Here is a 14,848-nt window from a genome sequence, read left to right on the forward strand (position 1 = left end):
TCCCTTTAGGGCGTGCTGCGGATGGACGCAGTTTGGGGCGCTTTAGGGGCAGATCTGTCTAGGATTCGGCCAATCGACGGCGATGGATCGCCCGCCGAGCCGCGTAGGCGGCTCCAACGGCGATCACGAAGGCCAGGGGCGCGGTCAGCTCGCGCGGCGCCAGGGTGGTCAGGAGCCATTGCGCAAGGCGTCAGTCGGCGGAGCGGCCCGCGGCGAGGACCGCCTGGGTGAGGCGCTCGAGCAGGCGCGCGGCGAGGCGCGTACGCTGCCAGTAGAGCGGCACGGCGATCCGGCGGCCGGGCGGCAGTTCGACCAGGCGGCCGCTGGTCAGGTGCGGTGCGGCCAGGGCAAGCGGCGTCATCGCCCAGCCGAGCCCGGCCAGGCAGAGGTCGAGCATGCCCTGGGTCGAGGGCGACCAGTTGACCGGAGCGGTCAGCTCGAGGTCCAGCGCTTCGCGCGCCCAGCGCGCCTGGAGCATGTCGCGACGGTCGAAGCGCAGGGTCGGCGCCTGACTCAGGCCGGCGGCGTCGACGCCCGCCGGAAAGGCCGCGGCGACGAAGGCGGGCGCGGCGGTCGCCACATAGACCATAGGGGGCAGCTCAGGTGCGGCAGCCCTGCACCGGGACCGGGTCGGCGGTCACGGCGGCCAGCACCTCGCCCGAGCGCAGGCGCTCGGCGGTGTGCCCCTCGTCGTCGAACACCAGGTCGAGGGTGGCTGTCGCCTCGCGCGCGAAGGCGGCCGCGGCCTGGGGGAACCAGGTGCTCATGCTGTCGGCGTTGACGGCGATGCGGATCGACGGCGGTCCGGCGGCGCTCTCGGCCAGGCCCGGCAGGTCGGCGGTCAGCTCCCGCTCCAGAAGCCGAACCTGCTCGGCGTGGGCGCAGAGCTGGGCGCCGATCGCGGTGGGGCGGCAGGGGGCGCCGCGGGTCACCAGCACGGCGCCGAGCCGTTCCTCCAGGCCCTTCACCCGCTGCGACACCGCCGAGGGCGTTACGCCCAGCCGCAGCGCCGCCTTCTCGAAGCTGCCTTCCCGCGCTACGGCGGCGAGGGCGTCCAGGGCGGCGTAGTCCAGCATTAAGTCTTCCTAATTCAGCCTTAGCATCTTTAGCTCGACTAACGCGGTTGTCGAGGGCATCAGCGCGGCATGCTCACCGCCTCGCTTCCCGCCTTCACCAAGGGCTTTGCCCTGTCCGCCGGCCTGATCATGGCGATCGGCGCGCAGAACATGTTCATCCTGCGCCAGGGCCTGCGGCGCGAGCACGTCGGGCCGCTGGTGCTGTTCTGCGCCAGCGCCGACGCGCTGCTGATCATCGCTGGGGTCAACGGGCTAGGCGCGGCGCTCAACCTCGTGCCGGGGCTGTCGCTGGCCATGGGCCTGGGCGGCGCGGCGTTCCTCGGCTGGTACGGGGTGTCGGCGCTGCGCCGCGCCGCACGGCCGGGCGTGATGGTGGTGCAGCAGCAGGCGGCGATGACGCTGGGCGCGGCGCTCACGGGCGCAGCCGCCTTCACGTTCCTGAACCCGCACGTCTACATCGACACGGTGATGCTGATGGGGGCGGTGGGCGCGAGCCTGTCGCCGGCCGAGCGGCCGCCGTTCATGGCCGGGGCGGCGCTGGCCAGCCTGGCGTGGTTCTCGGCGCTGGGGTTCGGAGCGCGCCTGCTGGCGCCAGTGTTCGCGCGGCCGGCGGCCTGGCGGGTGCTGGATGTCGGCGTCGGGCTGATGATGCTGGCCCTGGCCGCCTCGCTGCTGAACGGCGCGTTCGCGGGGGCCTACAGCTCGATCCAGTAGTGGACCGAGGTCTCGCCGGGGATCCAGACGTGCGGGATGGCGGCGGTGCGCACGCCGCCGTTCTTCTCGATGACGCGGAGCGAGGCGGCGTTGGTCGCGCTGACGGTCAGCAGCACGCGGGTCAGCGGCAGATGGGCGCGGATGTAGTCGAGGCCGGCGGCGAGGATGGCGCTGGCGTGGCCCTGGCCGCGGGCCGAGGGGCGTACGGCGTAGCCGACGTGGCCGCCGACCTTTTCCAGGTTCTCGTTCAGGTTATGGCGGATGTGCAGCGAGCCAAGGAATTCGTCGCCTTCGACCCACCAGAGCACGGTGTAGGGCACGGCGGCGCCGTGGCTGCCGTCGGGCAGGACGACGTGGGTCGGCGGGGTGAGCTGGCCGGCGACGAAAGCGGCCGGGTCGGCGGCCACCTGCGCGATGCTTTCGGGTGTTTCCGGCCGGAGGGTGTCGAGGGCGTAGCCCTCGCGCATCGCCGCCACGAAAGACGGCATATGCGCGAGGTCAGGCCGGACGAGACGCAGCGCCATCAGCGGGCGTTGGGGCCGCGCTCGAAGTACTTGAAGAAGGCGCTGTCAGGCGAGAGCACCATGGTCGTGTCGCCCTGGCCGAGCGAAGCCTCGTAGGCCTGCATCGAGCGGTAGAACGACGCGAAGGCCGGGTCCTTGCCGAAGCTCTGGGCGAAGAGGCGGGTCCGCACGGCGTCGCCGGCGCCGCGGGTGGTCTCGGCCTGCTCGCGGGCGGTGGCGAGCGTGATGGCCACTTCCTTGTCGGCGCCGGCGATGATCTCGCGCTTCTCCTGCTCGCCCTGGGCGCGGATGCGGGCCGCCTCCTGTTGGCGGCTGGTCTGCATCCGGCGGAACACCGACTCCTGGATCTGCGGCGGGTAGTCGGCGCGCTTGATGCGGATGTCGATGATCTGGATGCCGAGGCGCGAGGCGGCGGCGCGGGCGACGACGTCCTTCTTGGTCTGGGCCAGCAGCGCTTCACGACGGCCCGAGATGATCTCGGTCGAGGTCGCGGTGCCGAGCACCTGACGCAGCGAGGAGTTGACCAGCCGCTCGATGCGGTCGCTGGCCGTCTGTTCGTCGCGCAGGGTGCGGTAGTAGAGCAGCGGATTGGAGATCCGGTAGCGGACGAAGGCGTCGACCACCAGGCGCTGCTGGTCGGAGGCGGTGATTTCTTCCTGCGCCGCTTCGATGGCCAGGTTGCGCTTGTCGAACTGGACGACGTTCTCGACGAACGGGACCTTCATCTTGAGGCCGGGATCGGGATCGCCGGGCGCGTTGATGACGCGGACCGGTTCACCCAGACGCACGATCACCGCCTGCTTGCGCTGGTCGACGATGAAGAAGGTCTGCGAAAGCACGATCAGCAGGCCGGCCAGCAGGATGCCGAGGATGGGAAGGCTGCGGTTCATCGGGCGGCTCCCGTCGAGGGAGCGACCGTGGGCGCGGCGGGCTCCGCGGCCGGGGCCGGCTGGGTGCGCGGACGGAAGACGTCAGGCGGCAGGATGATCGGCGCGCTCGCGCCCTTGCCGTCGATGACGACCTTGTTCGACTTGGCCAGCACGCGTTCCATGGTCTCGATGTAGAGGCGGTCCTTGGTCACGCCCGGAGCCTGGCGGTACTCGTTGTAGATCTGGTTGAAGCGGGCCACGTCGCCGGTCGCTTCGCGCACGGCCTGCTCGCGATAGCCTTCGGCCGACTGGACGAGCTTGGCCGCGTCGCCCTTGGCTTCGTTGACCACCCGGTTGCGGTAGGTGTTGGCCTCGTTTCGGGCCGACTCCTGGTCCTGGCCGGCGCTGTTCACGTCGCGGAACGCAGCGGCCACTTCCTGCGGCGGGTTGGCCGAGCGGATCTGGACTTCGACGACGCTGATGCCGGCGCCCCAGGAATCCAGGGTCTTCTGCATCAGTTCGGCGGTCTGGGCCTGCACCTGGCCGCGGCCGGTGGTGAGGATCGGCTGCAGGTCGGACTTGCCGACCACTTCGCGCATGGCGCTTTCGGCCGCGGCCTTCACCGAGGCGTCGGGGTCGCGCAGCGTGAACACGTACTTGCTGGCGTCGGCGACGCGCCAGGTGACGCTGAAGTTGAGGTCGACGATGTTCTCGTCGCCGGTCAGCATCAGGCTTTCCTCGGGGACCTTGGCGTCGCCCACCCCGCCGATGTCGATGCGGTTCAGGGTGGTGACCGGCACCTTCTCGACCCGCTCGATCGGGGCGGGGAGATGGTAGCGGATGCCCGGGGCCTCGGAGCGCGAATAGGCGCCGAAGGTGGTGACCACGGCCTGCTCGTTGGGCTGGACGATGTAGACGCCCGACAGCGCCCAGAGACCGACGCCGACGCCGGCGACCGCGGCGACCGCGGCGGGACGCACGCCGTCGCCGCCAGGACCGCCGAAGAAGTCGCGCAGCTGGCGCTGCAGCCGCTCGAAGGCGGCGTTCAGCTCAGGACCCTCGGGCCGGCGCGGGCCGCGGGGGCCCCCGCCGCCGCCGCCTCCGCCCAGCGGGCGGCGGGGTCCGGGTTTCTTGTCGCCGTTCCCTTCGTTGGGCGGCGGCGCGCCCCAGGGTCCAGGGTTCGCGTTGTCATTCCAAGGCATGGTCGCGTCGTCTTGCTTTCGTCTCGGCGCGGCCGCGTCGTTAGGCCCGTGCGTGGGCTTGTAAACCGGCGCTGTGAGCCGGATATGTGGCCCAACACCGGTTAAAGCAAGTCAAAGGGCCGTATGGATCCGACAATCCCCGACCGCGACAGCATCCTGGCGGCGCTTGATCGCGTCCTTGATCCGAAGACGGGCAAGGGGTTGGCGAGCGCCGGGCTCGTCCGTGGGCTGACGGTCGGGCGCGGGCGCGCCGGCTTCATGCTCGAGGTGCCGGCCGGCGAAACGGCGCTGTACGCGCCGGTGCGCGACGCCGCCCAGGACGTGCTGGCGGCCTTGCCGGGCGTCGAGAAGGCGCAGGTCGTGCTCACCGCCGAGCACGCGGCCACGCCGCCGGCCGAGGGCGTGACCCGGGTGCGCAAGGGCGTGCGCGTCTCGCAGGATCCGCAGGCCGCGCCGGCCCCGCCGGCCGACGCCCAGCGTCCGGCCCACGTGCGCCGGGTGATCGCGGTGGCCAGCGGCAAGGGCGGGGTGGGCAAGTCCACGGTGTCGGTCAACCTGGCGACGGCGTTCGCCGCCCAGGGGCTGAAGGTCGGGCTGCTGGACGCCGACGTCTATGGGCCCTCGGCGCCGCGGATGCTGGGCATCGACGAGGAGCCGGCCTTCGTGGACGGCAAGCTGCAGCCGCTGGAGGCCTGGGGGCTGAAGGTGATGTCGATCGGCTTCATGGTCGACGAGGGCGCGCCGATGATCTGGCGCGGGCCGATGGCCAGTTCGGCCGTGCGCCAGATGATGAACGACGTGGCTTGGGGCTCGGAGGCCGCGCCGCTGGACGTGCTGGTCGTCGACCTGCCGCCGGGCACCGGCGACATTCAGCTGACCCTGATCCAGAAGATGAAGATCGACGGGGTGGTGATCGTCTCGACGCCGCAGGAGATCGCGCTGATCGACGCGCGGCGGGCGGCCTCGATGTTCCAGAAGACGGCGACGCCGATCCTGGGGGTGATCGAGAACATGGCCTTCTTCAGCGACCCGACGACCGGCGCGCCGATCCCGATCTTCGGCTCCGGCGGGGCCAAGGCCGAGGCGGAGAAGCTGGGCGTGCCGGTGCTGGCCGAGATCCCGCTGGAGGTGCCGCTGCGCGAGGCCTGCGACCAGGGCCGGCCGCTGGTGGCGACCGCGCCCGAGAGCGCGGCCGCCAAGGCCTTCATCGCGGCGGCGAAGGCGCTGCTCTAGCTGATAGATCCTCCCCCGCTGGGGGAGGTGGATCGGTGCGAAGCCCCGAGACGGAGGGGGACCGCTCTCCTCGGGATGGAGTCAAAGTCCCCCTCAGTCAGCCTAACGGCCGACAGCTCCCCCAGAGGGGGAGCATTTTCTTGGACCTAGCGCGGCGCGTCGGTCGCCAGGCCGACGCCGCTGACGCTGTCGAGCAGGCCGGCTTGCGCGGCCAGGGCGTCGCGCTCGTCGAGCTGGCGGCGGACTTCGGCGTGGCGCTTGGCGTCGAGCTTCCAGCCGATGAAGGCCGCGCCGCCGAAGAACACCAGGATGATCGGGGCGAACACGTAGCAGAGCTCCAGGCCGCGGATCGCCGCGGGAGTGTTCGTCGCGCCCTCGGCGGCGTTGTAGCCGACGAGGTCGAGGACGGTGAAGCTGATGCCGACGGTGATCGCGGTGCCGATCTTCTGGGTGGTGGTGACCAGCGCGTAGAGCAGGCCGACGCGTTCCTTGCCGGTCTCCAGGCGGACCTCGTCGGCGACGTCGGCGACCATGGCGCGGACGATCAGCACGAAGGCCGAGGAGACGAAGCCGACCGAGAACATGCCCGGGATCGCCAGGGCCATGGTGGCCGGCGGAATGATCATCAGCGCCGACTGGCTGACCGCGTAGGCGACCGCCGAGACGATCAGGGCGCGGTGCTTGCCGATCTTCTGGGCCAGCCAGCCCCAGAACATGGCGCCGACCAGGCCCGCGCCGATGAAGAACACCAGCAGCAGGCCGGTCTGCTGGTGCGAGTAGCCGCGGGCGTCGTGGAAGAAGAACAGGTAGAGCGCCGCGGTGGTGCCCGGGCCAAGCGCCATGAACAGGTCGGCGAAGATCAGGCGGGCCATTTCCGGGCGGCGGACCAGCTCCCAGTAGTCGCGCAGGGTGACGCGTTCCTTGCCGGTGTCCGGGGCCACGCGCTCAGGAGTGAACAGGGTGCAGAGCGCCAGGGTCACCGGGATCAGCAGGATGCAGAACCAGCCCATGGCGTGGACGCCGTTGGCGCCTTCGCCTTGCTTGCCCAGCGCCAGCGGCAGCAGCAGGATCAGCACCGCGCCGATGACGCCGACCGCCTGGATGACCCCGTAGACCCGCGAGCGGTCATGGTAGTCGGTGGCCAGAGAGGCGCCCCAGGCGGCCTGGGCCAGGGTCAGGATCGAGACCCCGAGATAGAGCACCAGCAGCCACTCGATGAGATAGGCCTCGGTGATGCCCGGATGGGCCATGAACAGCATGTAGGCGGCGACCATGACGATCGGGCCGCCGGCCAGCAGCCAGGGCCGGTAGCGGCCGAAGCGCGTGCGGGTGCGGTCCATGGCCATGCCGAGCAGCGGGTCGATCGCCAGGTCGATGAGCCGCACGATGGTGAAGGCCACGCCGACCGCGGCCAGCGACAGGCCGAGCTGGCCGGCGAAGAACCGCGGCAGGTAGACCGCCATCACCAGGCCGATGGCGGCGATGGGCAGGGCGGTCGAGGAAAACGCCATAACGACGGGCAAGGGCAGGCGGGTGCTGCCAGCGGCGGAATGCGCCATGTATCGCCTCAAATGTCAGGCCCCTGAAAAATGAAGGGGCAGGGTCAAAATGAAACCGGCCCGGACGAAGCCGGGCCGGGGCAGTCGTGTTATCGACCCGCTTGGGGCGGGACCGCAATGGCCGCTTCAGCAGAGACGACCTCGATGATCGGAGTCTCGTCGTAGAGAGCGTCGCGTTCGTCCAGCTGGCGGCGGATTTCGCCGTGGCGCTTGGCGTCGAGGGCGTAGCCGATCATGCAGGCGCCGCCGAGCATCACGAACACCACCGGTCCGATCAGATAGGCGAGCTCGAGGTTGTGGATGGCCTCCGGCGTGTTCACCGCGCCTTCCTTGGCCTGATAGCCGACAGCTTCGAGCACCAGGAAGGTCAGGCCGATCGAGAAGGCGCCGGCGATCTTCGAGGTCATGGTGGTGATCGCGTAGAGCAGGCCCGAACGTTCCTTGCCCTGCTCGAGGCGGACCTCGTCGGCGATGTCGGCGGTCATGGCGCGGGTCAGCACGTTGAAGCCCGCGGCCAGGAAGCCGGCCATGAACATCGGGAAGATCGCGATCAGCATGTTGCCCTTGGGGATCGCCATCAGCGAGATGAGGATCAGCGAGTAGCCGGTGGTGGCGACCATCACCGCGCGGTGCTTGCTGATCATCATGGCCAGGCGGCCCATCATCGGCGCGCCGGCGAAGCCCGCCAGGATGTAGACCGCCAGCAGGATCGAGGCCTGGCCGGTGGTGAAACCGCGGCTGTCGGTGAAGAAGAACAGATAGAGGGCGCTCATCCAGCCCGGGCCCAGGGCCAGGCAGAGGTCGGCGGCCAGGATGCGGGCCATGCTGGGGCGCGACACCAGCGACCAGTAGTCGCGCAGCTTGAACTGGTGGCCGGGGACGTCGGGGGCGATCCGCTCGGGCGTGCGCCAGACCACCAGGCCGACGGCGATCGGGGTCAGGGCGAGGATGAACCAGCCCATGGTGGCGACGTTGCCGGAATCAGGCAGGCCGCGGGCCTCGGCGATGATCGGGATGGCGAGCACGGCGGCCGCGCCGAGCACGCCGACCGCGGTCATGATGCCGAAGACGCGCGAGCGGTCGTTGTAGGCCGGGGCCAGGGTCGCGGCCCAGGCGGCGTGCGAGAGGCTGAGGATCGAGGTGCCCAGGTACATGACCAGCAGCCAGAAGATCAGATAGCCGATGCCGACGCCCTCGGCCGGCATAAACAGCCAGTACATCGAGGCCATCAGGAACGGCGCGCCGACCACGGTCCAGAGCCGGTAGCGGCCCCACTTGGTCCGCGTCTTGTCCATCACCCAGCCCAGCAGGCCGTCGACCGGAATGTCGATCATGCGGACGATGAAGAAGGCGCCGCCGACGGCGGCGAGGCTGACGCCCAGGTGGCTGGCGTAATGTCGGGGCAGGTAGACCGCGACCGCGATAATCACCGCCTGGATCGGCAGGCTGGTCGCGGCGAACGCGAATATGGTGGACAGCGGCAACGTGCTGGCGCGCGGAGCCGGCGAGGCCTGGGTCAAGGTTCGATTCTCCCTAGGGTGGGCGAGCCTCTGACGGGCCACCTCATTCCCTTAGGTTACGCGCGATCACCTAGGGGGCGGCAAGTGAATTCGTTGAAATGCGGAAGACGGCGCGACGGTGCGTCGCGCGCGCCGCACTGCATGCACGCAAAGCGAGTACCTTCAGGTTCCGCTCGTCGTTAGCAGGGCGGCGATCTTCTCGGCGTCGGCGGCGCTGACCGGGTTGTAGACCAGCATGCTGAGGTCCAGCCGCCCGTCGACGGCGAAGACCGAGTGCTCGAAGGCGATGGTCCCGAGTTGCGGGTGGCGCATCCGCTTGACCGCCTCGACCTGCGGCAGGACCTCGTTCTCGCGCCACATGGCGGCGAACTCCGGGCTGCAGCGGCAGAGTTCCTCGACCAGCGGGGCGACTTCGTCGGCCGCGCCGGCCCGGGCGGCGTCGACCCGGAAGGCGCTGACCACGAAGCGGGCGATGGCGTCCCAGTCGTAGTGCCGGGCGCGGGCCTGCGGATCGAGGAACATCAAGCGCAGGGCGTTGCGGTCCTCCGGCGGGGCGGCGTCGTAGTCGGTCAGCAGCACGCTGGCCGCGCGGTTCCAGGCCACCACGTCCCAGGTCGCGGTGCGGATCAGGGCCGGGCAGGGCAGCAGAGCGTCAAGCACCCGCTGCAGGCGCGGCGAGGCGCCTTCGCTTGGCCGGTAGCGGGCCTCGGGCGGGCGGCCGAGGCCGAGCAGGAACAGATGCTCGCGTTCGGCCTCGGTCAGCAGCAGGGCGCGCGAGATGCGGTCGAGCACGTCGGCCGACGGCGCGCCGCCGCGGCCCTGTTCGAGCCAAGTGTACCAGGTGGGGCTGATGTTGGCGCGCTGGGCGACCTCCTCGCGGCGTAGGCCCGGCGTGCGCCGCCGCCCGGTCGCAAAGCCCAGCGCCGTCGGATCGAGCTTGCCGCGGCGGTCCTTGAGGTAGGTCCCGAGCCGGTTGTCGTCTGCGAAGGTCAGGCTCATGCTAGTACCAATTATACCCTGATAACGGCACTACTTTACCAGGATGATGAGGCGCGCGCACGTTGTCGATCAAGACAGCCAAGGAGATCGGGCGATGCGCGTATTCGTGACAGGGGCGACGGGGTTTGTCGGGACGGCGGTAAGCGCCGAACTGATCGGCGCCGGGCATCAGGTGCTGGGGCTGACCCGGTCGAGCGCGGGGGCCGATGCGCTGGCGACGCTGGGCGCGCAGGCCCACCCGGGATCGCTGGAGGATCTGGCCAGCCTGGAGGCGGGCGCGGCCCAGGCGGACGGCGTGATCCACTTGGCCTTCAACCACGACTTCTCGACGTACCAGGCCAACTGCGAGGACGACCGGCGGGTCGTGGCGGTGTTGGCCGCAGCCCTGGCGGGGTCCGACCGGCCGTTGCTGGTGACCTCGGGCACGGGGATGAGCACGGCCGGACCGGGCAAAACCGCGAGCGAAGACGATCCGCCGGCGAGTTCGGCGTTGCTGCCGCGGGCGGCGTCCGAGGAAGCGGCGCAAGCGGCGGCGTCGGGCGGCGTCAACGCCGGCGTGGTGCGGCTGCCGCAGGTGCACGACACCCAGAAGCACGGGTTGATCACCTACGCCATCGAGCTGGCGCGGGCGAAGGGCGTCTCTGCCTATGTCGGCGAGGGCGCCAATCGCTGGACCGCCGCACACGTGACCGACGTCGCGCGTCTCTACCGACTGGCGCTGGAGCGGGGCGAGCGCGGCGCGCGCTATCACGCGATCGCCGAGGAGGGGATTGCGATGCGGGCCATCGCCGAGGCGGTCGGGCGGCGCGTCGGGGTTCCGACCCGCTCGATCACGGCCGAGGAGGCGCCCGCGCACTTCGGCTGGATGGCGATGTTCGCCACGCACGACGTGCCGGCCTCCAGCGCCCTGACCCGCCAGAAGCTCGGCTGGACGCCGACGGGACCCGGGCTGGTCGCCGACATCGAGGCGGCCTGAAACAAAAACGGGCGGCCGTCCCGTGAGGAACGACCGCCCGCGTATTCGCGTCCGTCAGGTGCGGAGGCTTAGCCGCCTTGCAGCTTGCGGAAGAACTTGCCGCTCTGCTCTCCGCCGGTGACGTAGGCTTGCTGGCCGGCCGGGTCGGCGATCTTGGCCCAGTTGTCGCGGACTTCTTCGACCGACAGGCCGCCTTCGCCGAGGTACACGCCCTCGGTTTCGTAGATGCGCGACAGGGCGAAGGCGCCGGCGCCGGCGGTCAGGATCGCGCCGTTCGGGGCTTCTTCCGAGGCCAGGTAGACGACGCCCGGGGTGACGTATTCCGGCTTCAGACGCTCCAGCACTTCGGCCGGCATCAGGTTCTCGGTCATGCGGGTGGCGGCGACCGGGCTGATGGCGTTGATGTGGATGTTGTTCTTCTGGCCTTCGAGCTTGATGGTGTTCATGAAGCCGATGATGCCGAGCTTGGCCGCGCCGTAGTTCGACTGGCCGAAGTTGCCGTACATGCCCGACGACGAGGTCGTCACGACGATGCGGCCGTAGTTCTGCTCCTTCATGATCTCCCAGACCGCCTTCACAGGCTTCACGGTGCCCATGAGGTGGACGTTCACGACCAGCTCGAAGTCCGAGATGTCCATCTTGGAGAACGACTTGTCGCGCAGGATGCCGGCGTTGGCGATCAGGATGTCGATGCGGCCCCAGGTGTCCATCGCCTGCTTGATCATCAGGGCGACGCCGGCGTCGTCGGTGACCGACGAGCCGTTGGAGATGGCTTCGCCGCCAGCGGCCTTGATCTCGGCGACCACGGCGTCGGCCGCGGCCGAGGAGCCGCCCGAACCGTCGACCGAACCGCCCAGGTCGTTGACCACGACCTTGGCGCCGCGACGGGCCAGCTCGAGGGCGTGCTGACGGCCCAGGCCGCCGCCCGCGCCGGTGACGATCGCGACTTTGCCGTCGAAGCGGATGTCCGCCATGAGAAGTCTCCCATCAAACAGGGGTTTGAAATTTCGCCGCGGTTTGTGCGGTGCGGGAGAGGGCACGTCAAGCGGGGACCAGATCGTCCCCCATTGGGGGAGGTGGATCGATGCGCAGCATCGAGACGGAGGGGGACTGCTCTCGTCGCAGAGGACTCAAAGTCCCCCTAGTCAGCCATGTGGCTGACAGCTCCCCCCAGAGGGGGAGCAACTGGCGAGCTCTAGCGCGCCGCCAGGGCCTGGGCGCCGTCGCGCATGAACTTCACGAGCACGCGCTGGCCGATCAGGAAGGGGGCGCTGTCGGCGCTGACCACGACTTCGACGACGCGGTCGTCGGCGCGTTCGCTGGGATCGTCCGACTGCAGCTTGCGGGCGCCGAACACGGCGGCGCGGCGCAGGACCTTGCCGTTGTAGACCTTGGTCGGCTCGGACTCCGGGGCGATCTGCACGGTCTGGCCGATGGCGACGTGGGGCAGGGCGCTCTCGGCGATCTCGGCGCGGACGATGCGCGGGGCCTCGGGCTCCAGGTCGAACATGTTGGAGACGTTGAGGGTCGAGGCGCCGGCGCCCGGATTGGCGTAGCGGCGGGCGATGCGGCCGTCGGTCGGGGCGCGGATGATGGTCAGTTCGAGGTTGTAGCGGGCCTCCTCCAGGGCCGCCTGGGCGGTGGCGATGGCGGCGCGCTGGGCCTGGATGTTGGCCTGGGCCTCGCGGATCTTGTCGGCGGCCTGGTCGACCTTCTGGGCGGCGACGAAGTTGGTCGAGACCAGGCCCTGCAGGCGCTTGTGCTCGCGCTCGGCGCTGGAGAGCTGGACCTGGTACTGGGCCATCTGGGCCTTGGCCTGTTCGACCGAGGCGGCGGCGCGGGCGGCCGAGAGCTTGGGCTCGTCGTCTTCCTGGCGGGCGAGGATCTGGCCCTTCACCACCTTGTCGCCTTCCTGGACATAGACCTCGCGCACGATGCCGGCGCGGCGGGCGGCGACCTGGATCATGCCGCCCTCGACGTCGGCCTTGCCGTTGGCGACGGCGACGAACGGGCTCTTGGGCGCGGCGGCCGCGGCGACCTTGGCCTCGGCTTCCTTCTTGGCCTTGGCCTGGCTGGAGGCCATGAAGGCGCCGCCGCCCAGCACGACGAGGGCCGCGACGACCGCGATCTTGATGCGGTTGGATTTCACGAAGGCGAGCATGGTCTCTTAGGCTCCAACGAGCTCGGTATGGCTGACGGCGGCAGGCTGGGACGCGCCGGTGCGGCGATCGTCCAGAATGCGTCCGTCTTCGATGTGGATGATGCGGTCGGCATAGGCCTCGAGCCGCGGATCGTGGGTCACGCAGATGACCGCCGCGCCGTGCTCCTTGGCCGCGCGCTGCAGCAGCTTGATGACGATCTGGCCGTTCTCGCCGTCCAGGGCGCTGGTCGGTTCGTCGGCGAACAGCAGGCGCGGATCCTTGGCCAGGGCGCGGGCGATGGCGACGCGCTGCTTCTCGCCGCCCGACAGTTCGGAGGGGCGCTGGTCGAGCCGGTGGCCGAGCCCGACCTCGGTCAGGGCCAGGGCGGCGCGGTCCTTGGCCTCCGACGGCGAGTAGCCCTTGTACTTGAGGATCGTGGTCACCTGCTGCAGGGCGCTGAGCGCGCCGAACAGGTTGAAGCCCTGGAAGATGAAGCCGCAGTGGTCGAGGCGGAACTTGTCGATCCTGCCGGGGCGCTGGCTCCAGAGGTCTTCGCCCAGGGCGACGACCTGGCCCTCGTCCGGCCGCAGCAGGCCCGAGAGGCTGGCGATCAGCGTCGACTTGCCCGAACCGGACGGGCCCATGACCATGGTCATCTCGCCGTGGCGGCAGTCGAAGTCGACCGACTTCAGCACCTCGATGTGGGTGCGGCCCGTCTTGAAGCGCTTGGTGAGGCCCTTGCCTTGGAGGGCGACGGCGTTGTCCGAGGTCATCGCAGCAGGTCCGCAGGTTGGCTCTTCTTGAGGATGCCGAGGGCCATCAGGCCGGAGGCCAGCGAGATCGCCATCAGCAGCACGCCGACCGCCACGACCCAGCCGAGCGGGAAGCCCATCGGCAGGCCGCCGCTGCGCGCGAGCATCGAGACGAGGAAGGTGAAGAGGGCGGTGGCTCCGAGGCCGACGACCCCGACCCAGAACGAGAGCTCCAGCACGATCAGCCGCAGCGAGCCCATCGACACGCCGAGCGCGCGCAGGGAGGCGAACTCCTTGATGTTGGCGAGGATGGCTCCGCGCAGGGTCTGCGACGTGATGCCGACCCCGATCAGGAAGCCGAGGAACACCGAGAAGCCGAGGAAGATGCCGATGATCTGCTCCTTCATCAGCGCGCTCTCGTTGGCCTTGGCGAGCTCGGCGCGGGTCCAGGCGCGGTAGGCGCCCTTGGCGTCGGCGTTGAGCTGGTCGCGGACCGCCGCGGCTTGGGCGGGATTGTTGACGCGGACCATCAGCGGGCCGGTCTTCTCGCCCTTCTCCATCATGCCGAGCCGGCGAAGCGTGTCGCGCGAGACGACGATCGAGGGCTGGTTGATGTCGGGATAGTTGTCGAGCAGCGCGCGGACGCGGACGGTCTTGCCGTTGACCGTGGCGGTGTCACCGAGCTTCACGCCGAGACGGCCGAGCCCGGAGCGGTCGATGGCGACGGCGTTCGGCTCCATCAGCGCGATGCGCACGCTTTCCGGGTAGTCGACCGGCAGGGTCAGGGCGCCCGGCTCGGTGTCGACCATGTTCACCTGCACGAAGGTGGTGACCTGCTTCTGGCCGTCCTGGGGCTGGTTGGTCCAGCGGCCGCCGCCGCCGTCGAAGCTGGCGACCTCGGCGACGTTTGGGTTGAGGTAGAGCTGCGGGCCGATGCGCCGCGGCAGGCTGGAAGGGCCTGAGTTGATGAGGCTTTCCGACTTGGCCGGCATGATCATCAGATCCGCGCGCGAGCGGTTGATGGTGGCCGTCGCCGCCTGGATCATGCCGGTGAACATGCCGACCTGGGCCAGGATCAGCAGGCCCGAAAAGGCGAGCGCGATCACCGCCGCCAGATAGCGGCGCCACTCGTAGATCAGGGTCGCTAGAGCCAATGACATGGGGCCCTCCTCGCGCTCAGCATGTGCGGCCGACCGGCGTTCTCGCCTAGTTAAATCGAGGTAAGGCGCGGGCTTGGCCGCTGGTCCCGCCGAAATGCAGGTGTTACAGAGTTACATCTTTGC

Annotated in this window: 15 protein-coding genes; 3 read left to right on the forward strand and 12 right to left on the reverse strand. The window is 69.8% G+C overall.

Going from position 1 to position 14,848, the window contains the following annotated elements; translation table 11 throughout:
* Nucleotides 1-190: 190 nt before the first annotated feature.
* Nucleotides 191-589 carry a LysR substrate-binding domain-containing protein gene (locus AC1Q87_RS15155; protein WP_492609755.1) on the reverse strand — a complete coding sequence of 133 codons (399 nt, stop codon included), beginning with the start codon at nucleotides 587-589 and terminating at the stop codon, nucleotides 191-193.
* Nucleotides 590-599: 10 nt separating this feature from the next.
* The gene (locus AC1Q87_RS15160; RefSeq protein ID WP_492609756.1) at nucleotides 600-1,076 is read right to left on the reverse strand and encodes an ArgP/LysG family DNA-binding transcriptional regulator; all 477 of its coding nucleotides are present in this window, start codon (nucleotides 1,074-1,076) and stop codon (nucleotides 600-602) included.
* Between the two features lie 69 nt (nucleotides 1,077-1,145).
* Here AC1Q87_RS15160 and AC1Q87_RS15165 point away from each other — a divergent pair, with 69 nt between their 5' ends.
* Nucleotides 1,146-1,790, forward strand: coding sequence for a LysE/ArgO family amino acid transporter (locus AC1Q87_RS15165; RefSeq protein WP_492609757.1), 645 nt, complete (start codon nucleotides 1,146-1,148; stop codon nucleotides 1,788-1,790).
* On the opposite strand, the gene AC1Q87_RS15170 is transcribed toward AC1Q87_RS15165, so the two are convergent.
* The 3 genes from AC1Q87_RS15170 to hflK are packed head-to-tail and all read right to left on the reverse strand — an operon-like array spanning nucleotide 1,772 to nucleotide 4,385.
* A complete protein-coding gene (locus AC1Q87_RS15170) occupies nucleotides 1,772-2,278 on the reverse strand; it encodes a GNAT family N-acetyltransferase (protein ID WP_492609758.1) in 507 nt (168 codons plus the stop codon). The two genes, AC1Q87_RS15165 and AC1Q87_RS15170, sit on opposite strands and share 19 nt — an antisense overlap.
* Nucleotides 2,279-2,313: 35 nt before the next feature.
* Nucleotides 2,314-3,204, reverse strand: coding sequence for a protease modulator HflC (gene hflC / locus AC1Q87_RS15175; protein ID WP_492609759.1), 891 nt, complete (start codon nucleotides 3,202-3,204; stop codon nucleotides 2,314-2,316).
* Nucleotides 3,201-4,385 (reverse strand): FtsH protease activity modulator HflK, encoded by a 1,185-nt coding sequence (gene hflK, locus AC1Q87_RS15180; protein WP_492609760.1) that lies wholly within the window; start codon nucleotides 4,383-4,385, stop codon nucleotides 3,201-3,203. Before hflK ends, hflC begins: the two co-directional genes overlap by 4 nt.
* A 123-nt stretch (nucleotides 4,386-4,508) precedes the next feature.
* On the opposite strand from hflK, the gene AC1Q87_RS15185 reads away from it, so the two are divergent.
* Complete coding sequence (locus tag AC1Q87_RS15185; protein WP_492609761.1) at nucleotides 4,509-5,618, forward strand: Mrp/NBP35 family ATP-binding protein; 1,110 nt, start codon at nucleotides 4,509-4,511, stop codon at nucleotides 5,616-5,618.
* A gap of 146 nt (nucleotides 5,619-5,764) precedes the next feature.
* Here AC1Q87_RS15185 and AC1Q87_RS15190 read toward each other — a convergent pair whose 3' ends face one another.
* The 3 genes from AC1Q87_RS15190 to AC1Q87_RS15200 all read right to left on the reverse strand — a co-directional run bounded on the left by AC1Q87_RS15190 (nucleotide 5,765) and on the right by AC1Q87_RS15200 (nucleotide 9,696).
* A complete protein-coding gene (locus tag AC1Q87_RS15190; RefSeq protein ID WP_492609762.1) occupies nucleotides 5,765-7,177 on the reverse strand; it encodes an MFS transporter in 1,413 nt (470 codons plus the stop codon).
* A gap of 89 nt (nucleotides 7,178-7,266) precedes the next feature.
* Entirely contained in the window at nucleotides 7,267-8,697 is a 1,431-nt protein-coding gene (locus AC1Q87_RS15195) for an MFS transporter (RefSeq protein WP_492609763.1), read from the reverse strand.
* 162 nt (nucleotides 8,698-8,859) lie between these two features.
* Nucleotides 8,860-9,696, reverse strand: coding sequence for a helix-turn-helix transcriptional regulator (locus AC1Q87_RS15200; RefSeq protein WP_492609764.1), 837 nt, complete (start codon nucleotides 9,694-9,696; stop codon nucleotides 8,860-8,862).
* A gap of 94 nt (nucleotides 9,697-9,790) precedes the next feature.
* On the opposite strand from AC1Q87_RS15200, the gene AC1Q87_RS15205 reads away from it, so the two are divergent.
* Nucleotides 9,791-10,672, forward strand: a complete 882-nt coding sequence (locus tag AC1Q87_RS15205) for an SDR family oxidoreductase (protein ID WP_492609765.1) — start codon at nucleotides 9,791-9,793, stop codon at nucleotides 10,670-10,672.
* A gap of 68 nt (nucleotides 10,673-10,740) precedes the next feature.
* Here AC1Q87_RS15205 and AC1Q87_RS15210 read toward each other — a convergent pair whose 3' ends face one another.
* From AC1Q87_RS15210 to AC1Q87_RS15225, 4 genes are all read right to left on the reverse strand, one after another.
* Nucleotides 10,741-11,646: an SDR family NAD(P)-dependent oxidoreductase gene (locus AC1Q87_RS15210; RefSeq protein WP_436060415.1), complete on the reverse strand. Its 906-nt coding sequence runs from the start codon at nucleotides 11,644-11,646 to the stop codon at nucleotides 10,741-10,743.
* A gap of 221 nt (nucleotides 11,647-11,867) precedes the next feature.
* On the reverse strand, nucleotides 11,868-12,833 hold the full coding sequence (locus AC1Q87_RS15215) for an HlyD family secretion protein (RefSeq protein WP_492609766.1): 966 nt from the start codon (nucleotides 12,831-12,833) through the stop codon (nucleotides 11,868-11,870).
* 6 nt (nucleotides 12,834-12,839) lie between these two features.
* Entirely contained in the window at nucleotides 12,840-13,586 is a 747-nt protein-coding gene (locus tag AC1Q87_RS15220) for an ABC transporter ATP-binding protein (protein WP_492609767.1), read from the reverse strand.
* Entirely contained in the window at nucleotides 13,583-14,725 is a 1,143-nt protein-coding gene (locus tag AC1Q87_RS15225) for an ABC transporter permease (protein ID WP_492609768.1), read from the reverse strand. Before AC1Q87_RS15225 ends, AC1Q87_RS15220 begins: the two co-directional genes overlap by 4 nt.
* Between the last annotated feature and the right edge of the window lie 123 nt (nucleotides 14,726-14,848).

The organism is Phenylobacterium sp. GW823-FHT02A09 (assembly GCF_058797775.1).